The sequence below is a fragment of the Nocardiopsis halotolerans DSM 44410 genome (genome assembly GCF_000341065.1).
GTDB lineage: Bacteria > Actinomycetota > Actinomycetes > Streptosporangiales > Streptosporangiaceae > Nocardiopsis > Nocardiopsis halotolerans.
Map to the genome: position 1 here is coordinate 20027 of NZ_ANAX01000212.1, position 22244 is coordinate 42270.

Consider the following 22244-nt stretch of genomic DNA (forward strand, 5'->3'; position numbering starts at 1 on the left):
GCGGGAGCGGCCCGGCCGCGGGGTCGCGGTGCCACACGCGCACCGCCACGCGGACCTCGGCGGGCTCGTACTCGGGGGCCAGCCGGGTGTACACCCTCGACTCGGTGAGGAAGCGCGCCTGGGAGATGAGCAGTTCGGTGAGGCGCTTGCCCTCGACCACCGGCCGGGTGGCCAGCACGGTGATCACCCCGGGCGGTACCACCCAGAGCACCAGGTGCCAGCCGTTGCCGAACACGAACGGCGCGTTGACGAGGCTGAGCAGGACCACCCAGAGCGCGAACACGCCCAGGGCGACCCCGAAGGTGCCCACCGGGAGCGGCATGGGCAGCCGGAAATCGTAGAGCTTGTAGAGCCGCTTCTCGATACGCCAGATGTTGGTGTACGTGGGCAGATCCACGTTCCCGGCCTCCCTCGCCTATTCCGTCGATACGCCCATCGCTCGGGCGAGCGCCACGGCGATGACCTCGATGATGCCGGGGACGTAGAAGACGATCCCGATGAAGATCGCCAGGATGATGAACTGGGCGAACCTCGTGATCTCCCGGGTGAACAGGAAGAACACCGCCACGATGGACACGATGACGAGGAAGAGGGGCCCGAAGAAACCCCGCAGGAAATCGGCGAGGCCGCCGGTGTCGGGGGCGTTCTGCTGGGTGGTGGTGGTCTCCTCCGCCGCGAGGAAGAGCAGGTCGGCACCTCCGACGGCGTGGAACACGTCCGGTGTGGAGGACAGCAGGGGGAGCATGTCAGGCGCCGCCCCCCGGTGTCGTTGCTGGTGTGCGCATGGTCCTTCTCTTCTCCTTGCCTACGTGCCCCGTCATCCGCCGAACGAGCGCGGGGCGCCCTGGATGTCACGCACGTGCCACTCACTGCCGGAGTCCACGACGGTGACCAGGTACTTCTGCGTGATCTGTCCGGCTTCGGTCCCGTCGGAGGCCGGGACGGTCCACAGGACGGTGGCCGCTACCTGTCGTACGTCATCATTCCCGGTCGACGCACGGGTTGGCACCGTGATCTCGGACAGTTCGCCAAATTCCAGGCTGTTCTGCGGAAGCGGGGCAATGGTGACGCCCGGCTCCACGTAGCGCTCCAGGTGCGCGGGCTCCCCCGCGTAGGCCTCGAAGAAACCCGACAGCACCTCCGTGAGCTGCTCCTCCGCCTCGGGGTCGGTCTCGGAGGAGGACCTCTCGGGCAGGTCGGCGCGCGAGGGCGCGGCCAGCAGCGCGGGGATGCCGGAGACCACCAGGGCCTCACCGTCCGCGTAGACGGGCACGTCCAGGCGCATGGGTTCGCCGTTGACGTCGGCCCGCACGACGACGACGCCGTTGTGGTCGTTCTCCACGTGCACGGCGACGACGGTGAGGTTCTCGCCGGTGAGGCTGTCGGGCGGGACGTCGAGGGAGGCGGCCTCGCCCTCGGGGACGAACGCCGCCAGGTCGGACAGGCGCGCCTCGGGGTCGGCGGTGTCGAGGTAGGCCTCGGCGAACCGCAGTCCGAAGGCCGCGGCGGCGGTCTCCGGGTAGGTGACGGTGTCGGCCTGCTCGGGTTCCTCGTTGGTGTCGGGGAGGGCGAAGCCGCCGCGCAGCGGGAACCAGATGCCGTTGAAGATGACGACGATGATGAACGCCCACAGGACGGCGCGTCCCACGCCGACCCACCAGCGCCCTCCGGCTCCGGACCGGGGCCGCCGGGTGCGGGAGGCGCCGAACTCCATGCCGTCGTCCTCCCGGTCACGCGCGGCGGTGCCGCGCCGTGACGCCTTCGCCATCCCCGCCTCCTGCACAAGTTCCGCGCCGCCCGCTTCGGACGGCGTATCCGCCATGCCCTTGTCTACCCCATCCCTATAGTGAGGCATTGTGCGGGTTGGGAGCGTCGTTGGCGACTCCGCGTTTCCCCGTCAACCACACATTGCGCGCATGGGCCGAAGTTCCCAAAAGGTGCACAATACGGCAAGAGTTCATCTAACTCGCACTACTGCCGTGCACTTCACCGCAATTATGGTCGGGCCGGAAAGGGATTAGTTCCCCGGAGGAGAGCAAGGTGTGTCCCCGTCGGTCAGGGAACCGCCGACGGGGTGTGACCGGGGTCCCTCGGTGGACGTTCGTTCCCGGGCCTCCGTCCACCCCATCGTGGGCCTGCCCGTACAGGAACGGCGACCACACCCCGCCCCGTCCCCTCCGGACCGGTGGGCTCGCGCTCGCGGCCCCGGCGGCCCCCCACCGTCGCGCCGCACGGAGCCCGACGCGGCCGGAGCCCGGTGGCCTCCGTCAGGCCGCGGCGCCGACGGCGTCGTGCGCACGGCACGGACGTGCGGTCACTGTCCAGTACGTCCGCACGAGGGTCGCCATCGCGATCCCCCAGAGCAGAAAGCTCAGGTAGATCACGATGAACGCCCACGGCTCGATCGTGGAACCGTCGATCCGGTAGAGACCGGCTGCGGCGGCGATCAGCATCGTCCCGGCGGACACACCGATGGGGACCAGCATCAGGGCCGCGACCGCGCCGACACCGGCGGCCACGATCCGGACGAACCGCTGACGCACGCGCATTCCCATCACCACGGTGACGATCACGGAGAGCACCGACAGCACGACGGTGTCACCGAACCCGGGAGAGGCGAACGACACGTCGGCGAACGCGTCGTCGACCAGGCCGATCCCCACCCCCGCGCTCCACGCGGTCTTCAGGCCCGCGTAGGGCACCGTGCCGAGGACGGAGAGCGCCGCCGACCAGACCAGGAGCGCGCGCATACCCCGTGACGGCACGGGTGCGCACGCATCAGTACGTCCGCACCGTGCGCACCTTCCCGTCCGGCCCCGCACCCGGGCCACGAGCCACACCACGAGGGCGACGACGGCGCACAGCACGGCCACGTGCCGCAGAGTCGCCGACCACGACGGTGCGACCTCGAACGACCCTCCGGCCCCCGTCACGAGGTTCACCGCCCACACCACGGCCATCAGGATGGTGTGCGGCAACGCGAGGAGCGAGCCCGCGCACAGCCCCGCGGCGCAGAGACCGACCGCGACGATCCGCACCATGCCGGGGGTCCGACCGATCGCCACCAGAGCGCAGGCGGCCATGGCGGACAGCACGACCAACCAGGCGGGGGCCGTCGGCATCGCCACCGGGTCCGGCGCCCCCACGAACGGAAGCACGGCGGCGGCTCCCGCGGCCACCAGACAGCATGTCGCGGCCACCGCCCCACGACGGTCCCTCATGCCGATGACCTCGCTGCCCCTCCACGGAGAGTCATCACCACGATGACGGCCCCGACCGCCGCGGGAAGCGTCCAAAGGATCCCGTAGACCGTCGGGATCACCCGTTCGTACTCAGCCATCGAGACGCCGAGGTGCGCCGCAGCGGCGGCGAGCCCGAGGACGAACAGCACGATCGCGGAGACGCGGATCCGGCGGCGGCGCGCTCGCACCAGACTCCACGCCCACGCCGCGGTGCCGAGCGCCCCGATGATCACCAGGTATCCGGTGATGACCGAGCGCTCGGCGTCCACGTACGCGTCGGGCCAGTCGGGATAGGCGGCACGGACGTGTGATGCCACCGTGCCGATGCCCGCCAGGTCGACGAGTGGGGCGATGGCGATCACCGCCGTCACGATCAGGCCGGTCAGCAGCATTCCGCGAACGGTGGGTGATGCGGGCTGTTGGTTCTCCACGATCCCTCCTTCGTACACCGTAAGAGTCAGGCCGAGTGTAGTCTTACGATGCAAGAGTCGTCGAGGGCGGGGAGGAACGTGTGGCGGGCAGCCGTGGCCGCAGGATGGGGCTGAGTCGGGCGGCGATCCTGGAGAGAGCCGTCGAGCTCGCCGACGAGAGCGGTGTCGGCGCCGTCACGATGCGCGGCCTCGCCGCACAGCTCGGGGTGGAGGCGATGACGCTCTACCACTACCTCCCGAACAAGGAGGCGCTGCACGACGGGATGGTCGAGCACGTGGTCACCAGCACCGACGTTCCATGGGACGCGATGCCCTGGACACAGGCGCTCCAGACCTACGCGACGTCCCTGTTCGCCGCCTTGCGGGCGCACCCGGGAGTGATTCCCCTGGTGGCGACCCGGCCGGCGCTCACCCCCCGCACCGTCGCCTCCCTCGAATCAGCGCTCACGGTTCTGAGCGGTGTCGGCATCCCTCCGGCGACGGGCCTGTTCATGGTGCAGACACTGACCGCCGTCACGGTCGGTCACGCACGTCTGGACGCGGAAGGGACCGACCACGGCCTCCGGGAGGACGCGTTGCACGTCGACCCCGGCGCACACCCCCTGCTGGCTGAGGGCCTCAGAGGAGCACGGCCGGGCAGGCGCATGTTCGACGACCTCGTCGCGACGATCGTCGCGGGCTTCGCGGCGCGGTGGTCGTGACCTCTCGGGAACCCGCGATCGCCCTCGTCGGCGCGCCCCGGGGCCGGGGACACGGTCACGTTCCTCCGGGCACCGGTTCGCGGGTCGCCGTGGCCGCGACGACGCGGCTCCCCACGAACTCCACGGCATCATCGCGTGGCGACCAGGGCCGCTCCCCGGTGCCGCCGCGCGAGCGAGCGAAGACGAATCACACGTTGAAGCGGAACTCCACGACGTCGCCGTCGGCCATCACGTAGTCCTTGCCCTCCATACGGACCTTGCCCGCGGCCCGGGCGGCCTGCATGTCACCCGCCTCGACCAGGTCGTCGAAGGAGACCACCTCGGCCTTGATGAAGCCGCGCTGGAAGTCGGTGTGGATGACACCGGCCGCCTCGGGCGCGGTGGCGTCCTTGCGAATCGTCCAGGCCCGGGCCTCCTTGGGCCCGGCGGTCAGGTAGGTCTGGAGGCCCAGGGTGGAGAAGCCGACCCGGGCGAGCTGCGCCAGACCCGACTCGGTCTGACCCATGGACTCCAGCAGCTCCTGCGCCTCGTCCTCCTCCAGCTCGGCCAGCTCCGCCTCGATCTTGGCGTCGAGGAAGATCGCCTCCGCCGGGGCGACGAGCTCCTGGAGCTTGGTGCGCAGCGTCTCGTCGGCGAGCTCGTCGGTGTCGAGGTTGAACACGTAGATGAACGGCTTGACCGTGAGCAGGCTCAGCTCGCGCAGCCGTGCCAGGTCCACGCCCTCGGCGACGGACAGCGAGGTGCCCCCGTCGAGGACCTCCTGGGCGTCGCGGGCGGCCTGGAGCAGCTCCTGGGCGTCCTTGTCCTTGGCGTTGCGCTTGGCGTCCTTCTCCAGGCGGGGAAGCGCCTTCTCCAGGGTCTGGAGGTCGGCCAGGATCAGCTCGGTGTTGATGGTCTCGATGTCGCGGGAGGGCTCGATGTCACCGTCGACGTGTGTGACGTCGGGGTCGTCGAAGGCCCGGATCACCTGGCAGATCGCGTCGCTCTCACGGATGTTGGCGAGGAACTTGTTGCCCAGGCCCTCACCCGTGGAGGCGCCGCGCACGATGCCCGCGATGTCGACGAAGTCCACCGTCGCCGGGATGACCTTCGCCGAGTCGAAGATCTCGGCCAGCTTCCCCAGCCGTGCGTCGGGCACGCCCACGACCCCGACGTTGGGCTCGATGGTCGCGAACGGATAGTTCGCGGCCAGGGCGTCGTTCTTGGTCAGCGCGTTGAAGAGGGTGGACTTGCCGACGTTGGGCAGGCCGACGATCCCGATAGACAAACTCACAAGGTCAGAGTCTATGCGGACCCACGGGTGGGCGAGCCCGCCGTCACCTGAGGTCCCACCTGGGGGTCATCGGATGGTCCTTCCCGTGGAGGAGACCGGAAAAAGCAGAACCGATCACCGAAACACGGTGCGCAGGAGACGCTACTCACAGTAGGTTCGACGCACGTTGCCGGTAACGGGGAGGAAGGAACACCCTGCGCGCGGGCCACCCGTCGCGCACGGACACCCGTCCCCGACCCGGACCGAAACACGACCGCTGGCACGGCAGGCACGCGGTACGGCGACCGGTGGGAGGACCGGCCCCGGCCGTGTCGGACGAAGGCGCCAGGGCGCACGGATGACGCCGTGGACCGGCGCACCCCGCCGCAGCCTCGTTCCTGGGGGGAGACAACTGTGGTCACCGACCAACTGCGGGCACTCGTGCGCCGCTACCCGCTCGTCCGTTTCGCGACCCGGAAGATCCGCGTCCGACTGCCGAGACGGCTGGGAGGGCTGGACCCCGAGCGGGTCCCGCCGTGGAGCCGCCAGGTGACCTTCTCCCTGCCCCGCCTGGAGTCGGACACGCGCCGGATCGGCCCGGACGGCCTCACGCTGCGCCTGCCCGGCGACCTCACCGTTCCCCGGAGGCTGGCGGCGTTCGGACTGGCCAGGCACGAACCCGACAGCCTGGCCTGCTTCATGGCGATGCTCGACCACACCCGTCCCGGCGCGGTGTTCGACGTGGGCTCCGGGGTGGGGGTGTACTCGCTGCTGGCCGCCGCGCGCACGCGCCGACCGGTGTTCGCGTTCGAGCCCACACCGGAGATCGCCGCGGCGGCCCGGGTGGTGTCCTCGTCGGCGGACCTGGGCTTCACCGTGGTGGAGCTGGCGCTGAGCAACCACACCGGCACCGCCCACCTGCGGCGGGCCCGGCACAACGACATGTGCAACACGCTCGTGCGTTCGGCCCGCACCGACCTGTCGCACATCACCGTGGAGGTGACCACCCTGGCGCGGTGGAACGAGGAGGCGTCGGCCTTCCCGACCGTGCTCAAGATCGACACGGTCGGCACGGAGCCGGACGTGGTCGCCGGAGGACTGGAGGTCCTGCGGCGGTACCGGCCGTGGATGCTGGTGAAGGTCCGTCCGGACCGGGGCGTGGAGGAGCGGCTCATGGCGCTGCTCGACCCGTTGGAGTACACCTGGTACCCGGTGAGCGGACCGCCGCCCTACGAGCCGCGCCCGGAGATCTCGGGGCGTGCCTCCCCCGCGTGGGAGCGGATGTGGTTGTTCACCCCGGAACCGGTGCCGGAGGATTTCTGGCCCTCGGTGCGCGACTGGCGCAGGGCACTGGAGGACTGCCGCCCCGGCGCCTAGCTCGACGCCTCCACGACCTCGTGGGCGTCCGCGTCCAGGAACCCCTCCAGCGCGGCGAGGAAGCCGGACAGGTCGTCGCGGTGGACGCAGTGCCCGGCGCCCTCCGCGACCCGGACGGTGAAGCCGCGTTCAGCGAGGTCGTGCGCGGTCCGCGGGGTGACGGTGACGCTGTTCTCGGCGCGCAGGACGAGGGAGGGGACGACCGCCCTGTCCGGGAGGAGGTCGTGTCCGGCGATCTCCTCGGCGACGAAGTCGAAGAACTCCGGGTCGAAGGCGGCGAAGCCCCTGACCTCCCTCTCGACGTCGGCGTCGGCCCACCGGGGGTTCCTCTGGCGCACGTGGGCGACGTCGGCGTCGGCGCAGACGCGGCGCATACGCTCTCCGGCGTCGGCGTGCATGGGAGGCAGGCGGAAGGCCGGGTCCACGTAGACCGCCCGGGCGGGACGCAGCCGCTCCACCGCCAGGGAGAGCGCCACCGCGCCCGTGGAGTGGCCGACGGCCAGGTCGGCGCCGGTCGGCAGCGAGTCGGCGAGGTCGTCGCCGAGCGCCGCGACGGAGTAGTCCCCGCGCGGGCTGCCGCCGTGCCCGCGCATGTCCACGCTGACCACCCGGTGACCGCGTTCGACGAGCGCCTCCTCGACGGCGTGCCAGGTCTCGTGGGTGGACATGGATCCGTGGACGAGGAGGACGGTGCGGTTTCCGGTGCCGCTGGTGTAGGTCTCCAGTTTCATGGGAGCGGGCCTCCTGGGGCGGTGAGGGACTTTCCAGGGTCGTGGGCCGGTGAGAGGTGGTCCGGCCGCAGGCTCCAGGATCCCGAAAGCTTTTGCACAAGGGAAGTGAATGGCCGAATGCGGCCTCCGATCCGCACCTTTCCTCCCTGGCCGTATCCCCGCCCGGTGTGACCTCGCATGCGCGCCCCGCTCCGGCACGGTGCCGGTGCCCCACCCCTGTCCAGCGCACGTCGGCGACGGGCGGGGCCCCGACCGCCAGGAGCGGGGGAGCGCCACCCCCGGACGGACCGCGGCGCTGGTCGTGGCCGCGATGGACGGCCTCCGACTCCAGTGGCTGCACGGCTCCGGGTCAGTGGATATGCCCGGTTTGGTGGAACTGCTCACCGATGTCCTGCGTGGCGGGGACCCACGCACCGACGCGGGCTGACACCATGTCGCCATGGACGGCCTCGCACTCGTACTCATGCTCCTGATCGGACTGGCGACCGGTGCCGTCGTGGGCTGGGTCCTGGCCCGCGGCCGGGGCGCCGAGGAGCGGGCCGACGCGCGGGCCGCCCAGGAGCGCGCCGCCTACGTGGAGGAGCAGCTCGCCGACCGGTTCCGCGCCCTGTCGGCGCAGGCCCTGGACCAGACCAACCAGCGCTTCCTGGAGCTGGCGGAGGGACGGCTGCGCGCGGTCAGCGCGGAGGCCGGGGGCGACCTCGACGAACGGCGCCGGGCGGTGGAACGCATGGTCGAACCGCTGACGCGGACCCTGGACCGCGTGGAGCGCCAGCTGCGGGAGGCGGATGCCGGGCGGGCCGCCGCGCACGCGGAGTTGGCCAAGCAGGTCGAGTACGTGCGCGAGGGTTCGGAGCGGCTGCGCGACCAGACCCAGTCGCTGGTGACGGCTCTGCGGCGGCCCGAGGCGCGCGGCCGGTGGGGTGAGCTGCAACTGCGCAGGGTGGCGGAGCTGGCGGGTATGGGGCAGCACTGCGACTTCGACGAGCAGGCCGCGACGCGCGACGGGTCGCGGCGCCCGGACATGGTGGTGCGCCTGGCGGGCGGCAAGAACATCGTGGTGGACTCCAAGGTCCCGCTGGCGGCGTACCTGGACGCCGTGGAGGCGGGCACGGAGGAGGCCGCGCGACACCTGCGCGTGCACGCCCGGCACCTGCGCACGCACGTGGACCAGCTGGCGGCCAAGTCGTACTGGGCGGCGTTCACCCCGGCACCGGAGTTCGTGGTGCTGTTCATCCCCGGGGAGGCGTTCCTGGCTCCGGCGCTGGAGTACGACCCGGAGCTGCTGGAGTACGCGATGGGGCGGAGGGTGCACATCGCGACGCCGACGACGCTGATCTCTCTGCTGCGGACGGCGCAGTACGCCTGGCAGCAGGAGGCGCTGAGCGAGAACGCCCGCGCGGTGTTCGACCTGGGCAAGCAGCTGCACGAGCGGTTGGGCACGCTGGGCGGGCACGTGGAGGGCCTGGGCCGCGCGCTGACCCGGACGGTGAACGCCTACAACCAGACCGTGGGGTCACTGGAGAGCCGGGTGCTGGTGACCGCGCGCCGGTTCGGGGAGTTGGGCCTGGTCGACGGCGAGCTGGACCGGCCGGTGGGGGTGGAGGAGCGACCGCGCGCGGTCGTCGCCCCCGAACTGTCGGAGCCGGACGGCCCGGAGTCGGCCGGAGGGCACGGTCTCGGTTCCGTCGCGGGCGCCGGGGACGGTGCCGGTGGTCGCGGAACGCGGCACGTGGGTCTCGGGGGTCCGCTTCGCCGGGAGACCGGCGAGGGTGTTCCCGGTCTTTGAGGGCGATCATGGAATTCCGCGACCCAGGGGGCGAAAACGGGTGTTCGACCGCGAAACAGCAGAACCGCGACGGCCCATCCCGGTGTCCAACGGGAGGAAGGCGTGTTCGTGGCGGATGGGGCAAGTGATCAAAAGGACGACACGATCCCCGGAAAAGACACCGAACATTCACTAGAAGTGACACACTAAACACCGTGAGTAATACACTGGGGAGGCGAACGGCAATGCCCCCGCGGAAGCCGGACGGTCCGGAACGCGGGCACGCACCGTACTTCGTGCGGCCCGACGGCCGCGTCCGGGACGTGCCGAACGCCGGGAAGAGGGGACGCACGCCCCCGAGGAAGCGGCACGGGACGTCCGGAGTGCCGCCCCGCCTGACGGGGCGCGGCGGTGTGCTGGCCATCCTCACGCTCAGCTTCGCCGGGACCATGGTCTCGCACTGGGCGGGCATCGCCGCCGCCCCGGGCGTGGCCTTCACCCTCGCCTGCCTGCTCGGCGCACTGCTGGTCCGACCGAGCGACCTGCTGTCGCTGGCGGTCAGCCCGCCCATCGCGTTCTTCGTCGCGGTGGTCGCCGCGGAGAGCGTGCTCGCCCTGGGCAGCGAGGGTTTCGCGCGGGTGATGCTCCTGGGTATGGCGTCACGGCTGGCCGAGGTCGCGCCCTGGCTGTTCCTGGGCACTGCGCTGGTGCTGGTGATCGGGGTGTTCCGGGGACTGCCCGGCAACATCCGCGACCTGGGCGACGAGCTGAACGGCCGCAGGTAGACGCGGGTGGGCACGGGCACCGGCGAAGCCCCCGGAAGACACCGTCCGAGCGGTGACCGGAAAGGTCCACCGGTCCGCCTCGTTCATCCGGGGTCGGGCCACCGTGACCACACCAGCGACCTCTTCGGCCGGCCCGTCAGAAGGGCGTGTCCCCGTCCCCCGGCTCCTCGCCCCGGCGCTCGTCCATGGCCGCGGCCAGCTTGGCGCGGGCACCCTCCAGCCACTGCTCGCACACGCGGGCGAGCTCCTCGCCGCGTTCCCAGAGAGCCAACGAGTCCTTCAGGCTGAGCCCGCCGGACTCCAGCTGGCGGACGACGTTGTTCAGCTCCTCCCGGCTCTCCTCGTAGCTCAGCTCCGGCTCGGCGGCACCCTCGTCACGTGTCCTCGCGCCCTTGGCGGCCATCTCTACTCCCTCTCGGAGGTGTCGTCGGTGTCGTCGGCGTGGACGGACTCCACGGTCGCGGTCAGGCTGTCCTCGGCGAACCGCACGCGCAGGTGTTCCCCGACGTCCGGTTCCCCGGCGGAACGCACCACCGACCCGTCCTCGCGCTGCACGATCGCGTATCCGCGCGCCAGCGTGGTCGCCGGGGACAGGGCGTGCAGGCGGGCCCGGGTGTGGCCGAGGCCGTCGGCGGCCCGGTCCAGTGACACGGTCAGGCTCCTGCGCGCCCGGTCGCGCAGGTCCGCGACCTGCTCGGTGAGCCGGTCGATCTCGCGCACCGGGCTGGCCAGCACCGGACGCGACCGCATGCCCTCCAGCCAGGCGAGCTCGCGCTCCACCCCGCCCCTGAGCACCCGGCGGCCCCGGTCGCGGAGCTGACGGATGATCTCCAGCTGCTCGCCCACGTCGGGGATGGTCCTCTTGGCGGCGTCGGTGGGGGTGGAGGCGCGGACGTCGGCGACGTGGTCGAGCAGCGGAGCGTCCTGTTCGTGCCCGATCGCGCTCACCACGGGGGTGCCCGCGGAGGCGACGGCCCGCACGAGGGCCTCGTCGGAGAAGGGCAGCAGGTCCTCCAGGGAGCCGCCGCCCCGGGCGATGACGATGACGTCGACTTCCGGGTGCGAGTCCAGGTCCTTGAGTGCCTCCAGCACCTCGCGCACGGCGCGGTCGCCCTGGACCGCGACCGGACGCACCTCGAAGCGGACGGCGGGCCAGCGGCGGCGTCCGTTCTCCAGCACGTCGCGCTCGGCGGCGGAGTCGCGCCCGCAGACGAGCCCGACGGTGTTGGGCAGGAAGGGCAGGGGGCGCTTACGCGCGGCGTCGAAGAGTCCCTCGGCGGTCAGGGTGCGGCGCAGCTGCTCCAGCCGGGCCAGCAGTTCGCCCAGGCCGACGTGGCGGATCTCCAGGGCGCGCAGCGAGAAGGTGCCGCGGACCTCGTAGAAGTCGGGTTTGGCGTGCACGACCACGCGCGCACCGGGTTCGGGCGGGGGGCTCTGCGCGTCCAGGACCGAGGTCTGGCAGACCACGCGCACCGACACGTTGGCGACGGGGTCGCGCAGCGTGACGTAGGCCATGCGGCCGCGCCGGTTCAGCTCGGCGATCTGGCCCTCGACCCAGATCCGGCCCAGGCGGCCGATCCACTGGCCGACGGCGTTGAGGACGACGCGTACCGGCTGCGGCGCCTCGGCGGAACTCTCCATGCCCATGCCAACCGAGCCTAGGCGAGGGCGGTGACACTTCGGAGCAGGCCCGCGCGGGCGCCGTGCCGGGGAGCGGTCAGACGGTCGCGTCGCCGCCCGCGGAGATGTCGTTGTTCGCGCCGATGTCGGTCACGGTCGGCTCGCCCTCGGCGTGGTGGACGGTGTTGTCGGAACCGACCACGTGGATGGAGTCGGCGGTGCCCACGTGCACCGTGAGTCCGCTGCCCAGGACGCTGACCTCGCCGCAGCCGCCGTTGAGGACGACCTCCATGTCGCTGGCGGTCACGTTCACGTTCTGGCCGTCCTCGCACTGCTCGGTGACGCTGCCGCCCTCGGCCGAGGAGATGATGAGGGTGCCACCGCCGTCCACGGACACGCCCCCGCCCTCGTCGAGGGTCACCTCGCCGTCCTCGTTGCTGACGGACACGTCGCCGTCGGCTCCGACGGAGACCTCGCCGTCCTCACCGCCGACGGACACGCCGTCGGAGTCGACGTTGACCTCCTGGTCGGTTCCGGGGATGCCGACCGAGCAGCCGGTCAACCAGAGCGCGGAGGCCGCGAGGAGGGCGGCGGCGGAGGTGGCGGAGCGCATGTCAGTCCCCTTCGGACGAGATGATGTCGTTACGTCTGTTAGGACGTCCCCTCCGGCTCCGCGGTTCCCGTTCGCGGCGGTGCCGTCGGCCGGGTGCCGACGGCGTCCCCCGCGGCGGGCTGTGCGCACGTCAGGCCTCGGCCTCCAGCTTGTTGATGCGGTTGTCGTACATCTTGATGAACTCGGGGCGGCCCTGGTGGGCGACCTCGTAGGCGCGCAGGTCGCGGACCTGGTCGGCGGTGAGCTTGCGCAGACGGGCGCGGACCGAGGGCAGGGTGAGCTCGTCGTAGGTGGGCACGGGAAGGTCCTCCATGGAGGGGGCGGCTCCCTTGCGGACCCTCTCCAGGACCTCATCGCTGGTGACCCTGGTGTGCGCCTCGGCCGCCGCCAGTTCCTCCGCGATGGCCTCGCCCGCCTCGGGAACGTCCGAGGTGGCGGGGGTGGCGGGCTCGGTCCGGGGCTCCTGTCGGCCGGCCGCCTCCCCGGTCTCGGCGAGCTCCGCGGCCTCGGCCGCCTCGGACTCCTGGGCCCTGGCGGGCCTGTCCGCCCCGGCGGGCTCCTCGGCCCTCTCCTCGGCCACGGCAGGCGTGGCGGGCTCCGCGGTCTTCTCGGGTTCGGGCTCGTCGTCCTTGACGGGCTCCGCGGCCTTCTCGGCCTTCTCCGGCTCCTCGGTCTTCTCCTCAGCCTTGGTGGACGCTCCGGTCTCCTCCTCGGCCGCGGCGGCCTCGTCGGCCTTCGCCCCGGCGGGGTCACCGGACTCGGGGGCGTTCCCAGGTTTCGGGGTCTCGGGCTTCGGCGCGTCCGCGGTCTCGCTCCGCGCGGCCTCCTCCCTGGGGGCGGGCTCGGACGCGGCGTCCGGTTCCTTGCGCCCGAAGATGCCCTTGACCAGGGTGACCAGCTTCGTGGCGAACGTCGGGTTCGACATAGGACGGGGGCTCCTGATGCTCTCGGCGGGTGGGGTCAGCGGTGCGCGACCAGCAAGCCAGCAGGGCCGAGTTGAGGGCGAACCGCCTGTAACGCATGCGATGGTGAACCAGGATAGAGGAGGGAAGAACAGCATGAGCAGGGGATAAGTGAACGATTTCGCCACTTCGAAGCACAACTGGATGCGCCCTGTTGCGGTACCGTCACCTTGGCCCCGGTCTCGCGTCGGTGCGTTCGCCGCAGTGCCGTCCCCCACACCCGGGTCGTACGCCGCCCAAGCCACCTAGGATGTACAGCATGACTGCGATGACGACTGCCACGAACCAACGCCGTGTGCTCCTCGCCAATCCCCGGGGGTACTGCGCCGGTGTCGACCGCGCTGTCATCACCGTCGAGAAGGCCCTGGAACAGTACGGCGCGCCGATCTACGTGCGTAAGCAGATCGTGCACAACACGCACGTCGTGCGCACCCTGGAGGAGCGCGGCGCGATCTTCGTGGAGGAGACCGAGGAGGTGCCCGAGGGCGCCATCGTGGTCTTCTCCGCGCACGGTGTCGCCCCGGCCGTCCACGAGGAGGCGCAGAGGCGCAGCCTGAAGACGATCGACGCCACCTGCCCGCTCGTCACCAAGGTCCACAAGGAGGCCAAGCGCTTCGCGTCCGAGGACCGGGACATCATCCTCATCGGCCACATCGGCCACGAGGAGGTCGAGGGCACCAGCGGCGAGGCTCCGGAGCACATCCAGATCGTGGAGAGCCCGGAGGAGGTCGACAAGGTCCGGGTGCGCAACCCGGACAACGTGTCGTGGCTGTCGCAGACCACCCTGTCGGTGGACGAGACCACCCAGACGGTGGACGCGCTGCGCGAGAAGTTCCCGAACCTGCTCGACCCGCCCAGCGACGACATCTGCTACGCCACGTCCAACCGCCAGGACGCGGTCAAGGCGATGGCGCCCGAGTGCGAGCTGGTCATCGTGGTCGGCTCCGACAACTCGTCGAACTCGGTCCGCCTAGTGGAGGTGGCGCTGGACGCCGGTGCCAACGCCGCCCACCTGATCGACAACGCCACGTTGATGGACGACTCCTGGCTGGAGGGCGTGACCACGGTCGGCGTGACCAGCGGCGCCTCCGTGCCGGACATCCTGGTGCGCGAGCTGCTCGACAAGCTGGCCGGACACGGGTACGGCACGGTCTCCCCGGTGACGACCGCCGACGAGACGCTGACCTTCTCGCTGCCCAAGGAGCTGCGCCGCGACCTGCGCGCCGAGTAGCGCCGCCCCGCCCCGAACACGCGGAAGGGGCGCCCGGCCGTCTCCCCGGCCGGGCGCCCCTTCCGCGTTCGGCGCCGTTCACCGCCCCAGGGCGGCGTCCACCTCCGACAGGAGCCTGGTCCTGGACCGCGCGCCGACCAGCGTCAGCACCGGTCGACCACCACGGAAGAGCATCAGCGTCGGCAGCGACATCACCTGGTGGCTCCGCGTGGTGAGGGGGTTCTCGTCGGCGTTGATCACGCGGACGGCGAGCGACCCGGCGCGTTCGTCGGCGATCCGGTCGATCACCGGGGCGACCATGCGGCAGGACGGGCACCACGTCGCCCAGAAGTACACCAGGACGGGTCCCTCGTGTTCGAGGACGTCCTGTTCGAAGGTCGCGTCCGTGACGGCGGACGCGGACGGGCTCATGGGCGGCATCACGGCTCCTCGGTCTCCTGGGGCGGACCGGTGCACGTTCCCTCCGCACCGCACCACCCCGAACGCCTGGTCAGGGCCTCGGACAGCTTGGCCGCGAGGCTCTCGCGCATCGAGGTGAGCCGGCCCAGGGCGGAGTCCACCTCCGCGAGCTTGCGCTGGTAGACCTCGATCGAGTCGGGACAGGAGTCCCCGGTCGCGTGGCCCGAGCGCAGGCACTCGACGAACGGCCTGGTGTCGTCGAGGCTGAACCCGACGGCCTGGAGGGTCAGGATCTCACTGACCAGCCGGTAGTCCTCCTCGCCGTACTCGCGGTAGCCGTTCGCCGCGCGCCGTGCCTCGATCAGCCCCTCGGACTCGTAGAAGCGCAGCGCGCGGGTCGTGGTCCCGGTACGTCTGGCGAGTTCCCCGATGCGCATGCGTTGACCGTAAACCCTGACGTTGACGTCAAGGCAAGGAACTCAGGAGCCCTCCTCGGCCCCGTCCCCGGCGTTCCCGGACTCCGTGCCGTCCTCCGGCGCGGCGCCGCCCCCGGCCTCCTCGCCGGAGGCGTCCACCTCCAGGCCCTCGGCCAGGTGGACCAGCTCGTCCATGTCCGCGGGGCCGGACACGATGCGGGTCACGCCCTCCCCGCGCAGGACCAGGGCGTTCAGGTCCGCGGACCCGTAGTGTTCCCACTCCTGCCCGCCGACCTCGACCGTGCCCACCCTGTCGGCGCCCCCGACGTTCTCCTCGACGACCTCGTCCGGGGCTCCATCGCTCTGGGTGAGCATGGCGTGGCTGTCCTCCGCCGTGGCGAAGCCCACCTTCCACTCGACCGGCCCCTCCAGGCCCACCCTGGAGCTGGTGGGCGTCCACCCCTCCTGCTCCAGCTCGGCGGAGGGCACCGCCACCGGGTAGTCGGCCTCCTCACGCAGGAGCTGGGCGTCCGGCCGGTACACCACCGACGGGATGTGCTCACCCGAGCGCGTGGAGACCACGAACGCCAGGACCAGGACGATGCCGACGACGATCCCGAGGGAGATGGCGTAGTTCTTGAAGGTCGCGCTGGACCGGCTGTACTCACTCATGACACAGTCCAGCTTGCCGCAGGTCCGGGGCCCTCCGGACCCGGGGTGGCCTTAGCCGTGCCCCTCCGGGCCGCCTCTCCCCGCATCGATGGCCAGGCGCGGGGTCCAACCGGACGACCCGCGCGAACCGTGTGCGGGAAACCGCGCGCACGGCCGTTCGCCGACGCGGACGCCTCCGGTACGGCTCCTCAGCGCCGGGGTTCGAGCTGGGTGAGCAGCCCGGTGATGTCGTCGGCGAGCGCGCGCGCCTCGGCGTCCTCGCGCTGCACCACCTCGGCCACGGCCAGCAGCATGGCACCGCTCACCACGATGAGCAGCGCCTCGTCCACGGGCTCGTCCGCCTTGCGGAACAGCGCCACGTTGCGGTCGGTCCACCGGGTGAGCCGGGTACGCAGCTGGTAGTCGAACCCGGGAGGCCCGTCACCGCTGAAGAACAGCCGTGTGGTGTCCCTCTCCTCGATACATCCGAGCAGGTAGGCGTGGGCGGCGATGTTCATCAGCCGTGTGGGGTCGCCCTCCCCCCGGGCCCGCGCGTCCACGACCGCCTGGTGGGTGCGGTCCTGCTGCCGCTGCTGGAACTCCTCGTACAGGGCGAGGTAGAGGTCGGCCTTGCCGGAGAAGTGGTGGTACAGGCTGCCGACGCTGGCACCGGCCACGGCCACGACCTCGCTCACCCCGGCCCTGGCGAACCCCACGGTGCGGAAGACCTGGGAGGCCGCCCTGAGCAGGGCGCTGCGGGTGGCCGCGCCGCGTGGAGAGACCCGCGCGGGCTTCGCGGGCTTGTCCGTCTTGTCCACTGTCACGCCTCACTCCAGTCCGGGTCCCCGCCAGAGTAGTCCGTTCCCGCTCTCCGGGGGCGGGGACGGGTCGCGGTCAGGGGCACCCGTGGCCCTTCGTGTGTCACATCGGGTGACTACCCTAAGACGTGACCCCCGCCCTGTTCCCCGACGGAAGGTGTCCCATGTCCCAGTCCGGTAGCCCGTCCACGCAGCCCGCGGCGCCCGACCGCAACCTCGCCCTGGAACTGGTCCGCGTCACCGAGACCGCCGCGCTGGCCTCGGCCCGCTGGGTCGGCAAGGGCGACAAGATCGGCGCGGACGGCGCGGCGGTGCGCGGCATGCGGCACATGATCAGCACCGTGTCCATGAACGGCACCGTGGTGATCGGCGAGGGCGAGAAGGACAACGCGCCGATGCTCTACAACGGGGAGCGGGTCGGCGACGGCGGCGGCCAGGAGTGGGACGTGGCGGTCGACCCGATCGACGGCACCACCCTGACCGCCATGGGCATGCCCAACGCCGTCTCGGTGATCGCGATGAGCCCGCGCAACACCATGTTCGACCCGTCCGCGGTGTTCTACATGGAGAAGCTCGCCACGGGCCCCGAGGCCGCCGGTGTGGTGGACATCGCCGCTCCCGTGGCCGACAACGTCCGGGCCGTGGCCCGTGCCAAGGGCAAGTCGCCGCAGGACGTGACGGTCGTCATCCTGGACCGCCCCCGGCACAAGAAGATCGTGCAGGACGTGCGGGACGCGGGCGCGCGCATCAAGTTCATCAGCGACGGCGACGTGGCCGGTGCGATCATGGCGGCCCGCGCCGGAACCGGCGTGGACCTGCTGCTGGGCATCGGCGGCACTCCCGAGGGCATCATCACCGCGTGCGCGATGAAGTGCCTGGACGGCGTCATCCAGGGCCGCCTGTGGCCCAAGGACGACGAGGAGCGCCAGAAGGCGATCGCGGCCGGGCACGACGTGGACCGCGTGCTGCACACCGACGACCTGGTCTCCTCCGACGACGTGTTCTTCGCCGCGACCGGCATCACCGACGGGGAGCTGGTCGGCGGCGTACGCTACGAGGCCTCGCGGGTCATCACCGACTCCCTGGTCATGCGCGGCCGTAGCGGCACCGTCCGCCAGGTGCTCAGCGAGCACCGCCTGAGCAAGCTGGCCTCCTACAGCGGCGTCGACCTGACCTCGGCGCCCTACCGCGGCGAGGAGCCCGACTCCGTCCCCTAGGAGTGCTCCCCGGAACACCCCGGGTCCGCCGACCCGAAGGCCTCCGGCGCGACACCGTGCGCCACCCCGGCCCGGGTGCCCCGTCACGACCGGTACGGGCACCCGGGTCTCCCATCCCCGACCGGTCATCCGAAAAGGGCGTGAAACGCGAACCACACCGGGTCGGTCCGGCATCAGACCCGGTGTTGACCGCGCGGTCACGCACGAACACGATCCCTCGCCGGAGGTCTGATGTCCTACCCCGATCCCCCACAGCAGCCCCAGTGGCAGCCTCAGCAGCCCGGGCAGCCTGGGCCGGGTTTCCCTCCGCCGCAGCAGGGCCCAGGCCAGCAGTACGCGGGCCCCGGAGTCCCCGGTGGCGGCGCGCCCGGCGGCCCCCCGCCCGGTGGCCCCTTCCCTCCGGGCCAGTACCACGGCGGGCACGTGCCGCCGCCCGGCGGCCGTCGCGGCGGGGGCAAGGGCTGGCTGATCCCCGCCGCGGCGGGTGTCGCGGTCGTCCTGATGGCCGGAACCGTGTGGGCCACCGTCTCCCTGGTCAGCTTCGGCGGCCCCCAGCCTGAGGAGGTACTCCCCGGGAGCTCGATCGGGTTCGCCAAGCTCGACCTGTCGATCAACGGCTCGCAGGCCATGGAACTGCTGGAGTTCGTGGACCGGCTTCCGACCGAGGTGACCGAGGAGATCGACGAGCCCCGCGACGGCGACATGACGGGGCTGTTCGCCGAGGGGTTCGTGGCGACCTTCCCCGAGGCGGACCAGTCCGAGGTCGAGGAGTGGATCGGCCAGAGCGCGGGCGTCTCGGTGTGGCCCGCCACCGGTGAGGCCCAGACGGGAGGGGAGTCCGGCGTGGCCGCCGCCTTCGCGGTCGCGCTGGAGGACGAGCGGCTCGCCGAGGAGAGTCTCGCCGATCTCAGCGGTAACTACGATGACCTCTACTACGAGGTGATCGACGGTTTCGCGATCCTCACCGACTCCGACGCCGCCCTGGACGACCGCGAGGCCCAGATCGACGAGCACGGCACCCTGGCGGACGCCGACGCCTTCTCCGGCGACATGGACGGCCTGCCCGACGGCAGTGTGGCCGCGGGCTGGATGGACTTCTCCGGGCTGATGGAGGTCGAGGATTTCGCCCAGGGGTTCGCCGAGGGGTTCGAGGGCAGCGCGGGCACCAGCCCCGGTGAGGTGAGCGGCCGGTCGACCGTGTCCCTGCGCGTGGACGGCGAGTACCTGGAAGCGCGGATGGACTTCTACGAGTTCACGGCGGCCGGTACCGACATGTCCTGGCTGGCCGGGGCGCCCGGGGAGAGCGTGGCGGCGATGGAGTCGCTGCCCCAGAGCACGGTCATGGCCTTCGGCGCCAGCGGCCTGGACACGGCGCTGACCGACGCCTACGAGAGCGGCCAGCTCGAGTCCGTGAGCGGCAGCGGCCCGATGCAGGAGATGGAACGCATGTTCAACTCCATCGGCGCCCCGCTGCCGGAGGGCTTCACCCAGGTGCTGGGTTCGTCGACCTCGTTCGGTGTCACCAACCTGAGCCTGGACGGCTTCTTCGGCTCCTCCTACGGCGGCAGCGGCGAGGAGGTCTCCTTCCAGTACCGCGCGGTCGGCGGTGACCAGCAGGTGCTGAGCGACCTCGTCGAGACGATGGCCGCCGACCCGTACGCCACCCCGCCCGGTGTGAGCACCGACGGGGACGCCGTGGTGGTGTCGCAGGGCAGCAGCGCCACCGGCCGCCTGGGCGACGACCCGGTCTTCCAGCAGACCATGCAGGAGATGGACGACGCGGTGGTGGCCGGGTACATGGACCTGCGCCAGGTGCTGACCGACTCCGAGGTGCAGAGCCCCGATGAGTGGGGCGCCGTGGGCCTGGCCATGAGCGTCACCGAGGAGGGGCAGCGCGGCAGCTTCGAACTGCGGTGGTCGCCCAGCGGCGGCGAGTAGCCGCGGGAGGCGGCGCGGCACGGCTCGCTGACGCGTGAACGGCGTGGGAGGGCGAACCTCCCACGCCGTTCGCGTCGTCGGGCCCGGGCGCCGGCGGCCCGCGCCGGGACGGACGGGTTCAGCTGACGACGCGGCGGCGCATCTGGGAACCGGCGAGGAACCACATCAGGGCGATGAACGCCAGCAGCACTCCGACGTGGAGCAGCGCCGAGACGGCGTCGAGTTCGCCGAAGACCACCCCGCGGATCAGCTCGACCGCGTGGTAGAGCGGGTTGACCATGGCCGCTCCCTGGACCCAGTCCGGCAGTTCGGTGAGCGGGAAGAACGTGCCCGCCACCAGGAACAGCGGGGTGAACAGGCCGCTGAACACGTAGTCCATGGACCGCACCGAGGAGATCACGGCGGAGATCCAGATCCCGAAGAGCGCGAAGGCGAACCCGGCGAGGAACGCGATGAACGGCACCAGCAGCATGCCGGGACCGGGGTCCAGTCCGAACCCGATCGCGACCAGCAGCGGGACGCAGCCGTACACGCCCGAGCGCATCGCCAGCCACAGGGCCTCGCCGGTGACGAGTTCGCGCACGTCCACGGGGGCGGCGAGGATGCCCTCGTAGGTGTGCAGGAAGCGGCGTTTGATGAAGGTGTTGATGACACCGGGCATCATCGACTGGAACAGCACCGACACCGCCACGATGCCGGTACCGAGGAAGTCGATGTAGCTGTACCCGGCGAGGGTGCCGATGAGGGCGCCCATGCCGAAGCCGAAGCAGAGCAGGTACAGGGTCGGCTCGACCACGGCGGCGAAGGTGGTCGCCCGCCAGGACTGCCCGTACAGGATCCACTCGCGGGCGACGACGCCCATGACCGCGTCGGCCTCGAATCGGCCGGGGCGCGCGTGGACCTCCGGGCGGGCGTCCTCGCGAGCCTGTTTCTGTTGGAGGGTCATTCCACACTCTCCCCGGTCAGGGTCACGAACACGTCCTCCAGGTTGCTCGCCCGGCGCAGCGGCACGTCCAGCCGGTCGCGGAGGGAGTCGGGCAGTTCCTCCGCGCGCAGGACCGACAGGGTGGTGCCGGTGCGCCGTGTGGTGAAGCCGTGGTCGCGGACGAGGCGTTCGAGGCCGTCGATGCCCTCCTCACCCGGGACGTACTCCTCCACGGTGGCGCCCGCGTACTTGGCGACCAGGTCGACGGGGGCGCCGCGCTCGACGATCCTCCCCTTCGCCATGAGCGCCACCTCGTCGGAGAGGCGTTCGGCCTCCTCGATGTAGTGGGTGGACATCAGGACGGTGACGCCCTCGTCGCGCAGCGCGGAGATGACGCTCCACAGGTCCTGGCGCACCTGGGGGTCCAGGCCGACGGTGGGTTCGTCCATGAGGACGAGTTCGGGCCGGTGCAGCAGGGCCCGGACGATGAGGAGGCGGCGGCGCATGCCTCCGGACAGGTCGTCGACCAGGGTCGCGCCCCGGTCCGCGAGCTGGGCGAGCCGCATGGTGCGGGCGATGGCCTCCTTACGCTGGCGGCCCGGGACCCGGTAGAGGTAGGAGAACATCCGCAGGTTCTGCTCGACGGTGAGCTCCTCGTCGAGGTTGTCGTGCTGGGGGACGACGCCCATGCGGGCCCGGGCCCACTTGGACTCGGCGGGGATCCGGTGGCCGAGGATGTGGATCTCCCCCTCGTCCGCGAGGGCCTGGGAGGTGAGCATCTTCATCGTGGTGGACTTGCCCGCGCCGTTGGGGCCGAGGAGCCCGAGGACGACCCCCTGGGGAACCTCCAGGTCGAGTCCATCGACGGCGGTGAGAGAACCGAAGCGCTTGACGATGCCCCGGAGCGCCAGGGCGGGGAGGGCGGACGTGTCGCGGGGTGCCATGTCCGCGCTTCCGGGTGGACGGAGACCGGGCTCAGGTGTGGTCATGGTCCCAACCGTAGACAGCGGACGCGCCCCGTCGCCAGCGAGTTTCCGGGCGTGGACGCGTGTGGGCGCGGAGGCGTGCGCATGGCGGTCACCCGACCGGAGACCGACGCCGCGTGCGGCCGAGCCGGGGACCTCCGCCGCCCGGAGCGACGCGGAGCGGTCGGGACGCGTCTCTCCG

At 71.4% G+C, this 22244-nt stretch carries 24 protein-coding genes (1 of these 24 cut by a window edge); 7 read left to right on the forward strand and 17 right to left on the reverse strand.

Features of this window, described 5'->3' with window-relative positions:
• From D455_RS36265 to D455_RS32275, 5 genes are all read right to left on the reverse strand, one after another.
• On the reverse strand, positions 1 to 397 hold the 5' end (the start) of the coding sequence (locus tag D455_RS36265) for a conjugal transfer protein (protein WP_086003354.1). 1034 nt of this gene lie to the left of the window's left edge; 397 of the gene's 1431 nt are visible here — the first part of the coding sequence; its start codon is at positions 395 to 397; its stop codon lies off the left edge, out of view.
• Between the two features lie 18 nt (positions 398 to 415).
• Positions 416 to 745, reverse strand: a complete 330-nt coding sequence (locus D455_RS0116410; RefSeq protein WP_017571804.1) for a hypothetical protein — start codon at positions 743 to 745, stop codon at positions 416 to 418.
• A 72-nt stretch (positions 746 to 817) separates the two neighbouring features.
• Positions 818 to 1768 (reverse strand): conjugal transfer protein, encoded by a 951-nt coding sequence (locus D455_RS0116415; protein WP_017571805.1) that lies wholly within the window; start codon positions 1766 to 1768, stop codon positions 818 to 820.
• Between the two features lie 499 nt (positions 1769 to 2267).
• Complete coding sequence (locus D455_RS0116420) at positions 2268 to 3221, reverse strand: hypothetical protein (protein WP_152487083.1); 954 nt, start codon at positions 3219 to 3221, stop codon at positions 2268 to 2270.
• A complete protein-coding gene (locus D455_RS32275; protein WP_152487084.1) occupies positions 3218 to 3673 on the reverse strand; it encodes a hypothetical protein in 456 nt (151 codons plus the stop codon). Before D455_RS32275 ends, D455_RS0116420 begins: the two co-directional genes overlap by 4 nt.
• An 80-nt stretch (positions 3674 to 3753) precedes the next feature.
• Here D455_RS32275 and D455_RS30740 point away from each other — a divergent pair, with 80 nt between their 5' ends.
• The gene (locus tag D455_RS30740) at positions 3754 to 4374 is read left to right on the forward strand and encodes a TetR/AcrR family transcriptional regulator (RefSeq protein WP_152487085.1); all 621 of its coding nucleotides are present in this window, start codon (positions 3754 to 3756) and stop codon (positions 4372 to 4374) included.
• 187 nt (positions 4375 to 4561) lie between these two features.
• Here D455_RS30740 and ychF read toward each other — a convergent pair whose 3' ends face one another.
• Positions 4562 to 5647 carry a redox-regulated ATPase YchF gene (ychF, locus tag D455_RS0116435; RefSeq protein ID WP_026122689.1) on the reverse strand — a complete coding sequence of 362 codons (1086 nt, stop codon included), beginning with the start codon at positions 5645 to 5647 and terminating at the stop codon, positions 4562 to 4564.
• Positions 5648 to 6040: 393 nt separating this feature from the next.
• On the opposite strand from ychF, the gene D455_RS0116440 reads away from it, so the two are divergent.
• Entirely contained in the window at positions 6041 to 7003 is a 963-nt protein-coding gene (locus tag D455_RS0116440; RefSeq protein WP_017571810.1) for an FkbM family methyltransferase, read from the forward strand.
• Here the strand turns inward: D455_RS0116440 and D455_RS0116445 are convergent.
• Entirely contained in the window at positions 7000 to 7734 is a 735-nt protein-coding gene (locus D455_RS0116445) for an alpha/beta fold hydrolase (RefSeq protein WP_017571811.1), read from the reverse strand. The two genes, D455_RS0116440 and D455_RS0116445, sit on opposite strands and share 4 nt — an antisense overlap.
• 439 nt (positions 7735 to 8173) lie before the next feature.
• Between D455_RS0116445 and D455_RS0116455 the strand changes: the two genes are divergently transcribed.
• Complete coding sequence (locus D455_RS0116455; RefSeq protein WP_017571813.1) at positions 8174 to 9523, forward strand: DNA recombination protein RmuC; 1350 nt, start codon at positions 8174 to 8176, stop codon at positions 9521 to 9523.
• Positions 9524 to 9747: 224 nt separating this feature from the next.
• Positions 9748 to 10287, forward strand: a complete 540-nt coding sequence (locus D455_RS0116460; RefSeq protein WP_017571814.1) for a DUF6542 domain-containing protein — start codon at positions 9748 to 9750, stop codon at positions 10285 to 10287.
• A 136-nt stretch (positions 10288 to 10423) separates the two neighbouring features.
• Here D455_RS0116460 and D455_RS0116465 read toward each other — a convergent pair whose 3' ends face one another.
• From D455_RS0116465 to D455_RS0116480, 4 genes are all read right to left on the reverse strand, one after another.
• A complete protein-coding gene (locus D455_RS0116465; RefSeq protein WP_017571815.1) occupies positions 10424 to 10690 on the reverse strand; it encodes an exodeoxyribonuclease VII small subunit in 267 nt (88 codons plus the stop codon).
• Positions 10691 to 10692: 2 nt separating this feature from the next.
• Positions 10693 to 11934: an exodeoxyribonuclease VII large subunit gene (gene xseA, locus D455_RS0116470; RefSeq protein WP_017571816.1), complete on the reverse strand. Its 1242-nt coding sequence runs from the start codon at positions 11932 to 11934 to the stop codon at positions 10693 to 10695.
• 70 nt (positions 11935 to 12004) lie between these two features.
• Complete coding sequence (locus D455_RS0116475) at positions 12005 to 12520, reverse strand: DUF3060 domain-containing protein (RefSeq protein ID WP_017571817.1); 516 nt, start codon at positions 12518 to 12520, stop codon at positions 12005 to 12007.
• Positions 12521 to 12650: 130 nt separating this feature from the next.
• Positions 12651 to 13445 carry a hypothetical protein gene (locus tag D455_RS0116480; RefSeq protein ID WP_026122690.1) on the reverse strand — a complete coding sequence of 265 codons (795 nt, stop codon included), beginning with the start codon at positions 13443 to 13445 and terminating at the stop codon, positions 12651 to 12653.
• Positions 13446 to 13741: 296 nt separating this feature from the next.
• Here D455_RS0116480 and D455_RS0116485 point away from each other — a divergent pair, with 296 nt between their 5' ends.
• Positions 13742 to 14713: a 4-hydroxy-3-methylbut-2-enyl diphosphate reductase gene (locus D455_RS0116485; RefSeq protein WP_193789442.1), complete on the forward strand. Its 972-nt coding sequence runs from the start codon at positions 13742 to 13744 to the stop codon at positions 14711 to 14713.
• A gap of 78 nt (positions 14714 to 14791) precedes the next feature.
• Here the strand turns inward: D455_RS0116485 and D455_RS0116490 are convergent, their stop codons facing one another.
• The 4 genes from D455_RS0116490 to D455_RS0116505 form a co-directional block, all read right to left on the reverse strand.
• Positions 14792 to 15133 (reverse strand): thioredoxin family protein, encoded by a 342-nt coding sequence (locus D455_RS0116490; RefSeq protein WP_017571819.1) that lies wholly within the window; start codon positions 15131 to 15133, stop codon positions 14792 to 14794.
• The gene (locus D455_RS0116495; RefSeq protein ID WP_017571820.1) at positions 15133 to 15549 is read right to left on the reverse strand and encodes a MerR family transcriptional regulator; all 417 of its coding nucleotides are present in this window, start codon (positions 15547 to 15549) and stop codon (positions 15133 to 15135) included. Before D455_RS0116495 ends, D455_RS0116490 begins: the two co-directional genes overlap by 1 nt.
• Before the next feature lie 42 nt (positions 15550 to 15591).
• Entirely contained in the window at positions 15592 to 16200 is a 609-nt protein-coding gene (locus D455_RS0116500; RefSeq protein ID WP_017571821.1) for a DUF4245 domain-containing protein, read from the reverse strand.
• Positions 16201 to 16388: 188 nt separating this feature from the next.
• Positions 16389 to 16997, reverse strand: a complete 609-nt coding sequence (locus D455_RS0116505; RefSeq protein WP_017571822.1) for a TetR/AcrR family transcriptional regulator — start codon at positions 16995 to 16997, stop codon at positions 16389 to 16391.
• 164 nt (positions 16998 to 17161) lie between these two features.
• On the opposite strand from D455_RS0116505, the gene glpX reads away from it, so the two are divergent.
• Positions 17162 to 18214, forward strand: coding sequence for a class II fructose-bisphosphatase (gene glpX, locus D455_RS0116510; protein ID WP_017571823.1), 1053 nt, complete (start codon positions 17162 to 17164; stop codon positions 18212 to 18214).
• A gap of 231 nt (positions 18215 to 18445) precedes the next feature.
• On the forward strand, positions 18446 to 20152 hold the full coding sequence (locus D455_RS0116515) for a hypothetical protein (protein ID WP_026122691.1): 1707 nt from the start codon (positions 18446 to 18448) through the stop codon (positions 20150 to 20152).
• A 118-nt stretch (positions 20153 to 20270) separates the two neighbouring features.
• Here the strand turns inward: D455_RS0116515 and D455_RS0116520 are convergent, their stop codons facing one another.
• Together D455_RS0116520 and D455_RS0116525 are read right to left on the reverse strand one after the other, a co-directional pair.
• A complete protein-coding gene (locus tag D455_RS0116520) occupies positions 20271 to 21098 on the reverse strand; it encodes an ABC transporter permease (protein ID WP_017571825.1) in 828 nt (275 codons plus the stop codon).
• The gene (locus D455_RS0116525; protein WP_017571826.1) at positions 21095 to 22021 is read right to left on the reverse strand and encodes an ABC transporter ATP-binding protein; all 927 of its coding nucleotides are present in this window, start codon (positions 22019 to 22021) and stop codon (positions 21095 to 21097) included. The genes D455_RS0116520 and D455_RS0116525 overlap by 4 nt, the downstream gene beginning before the upstream one ends.
• Between the last annotated feature and the right edge of the window lie 223 nt (positions 22022 to 22244).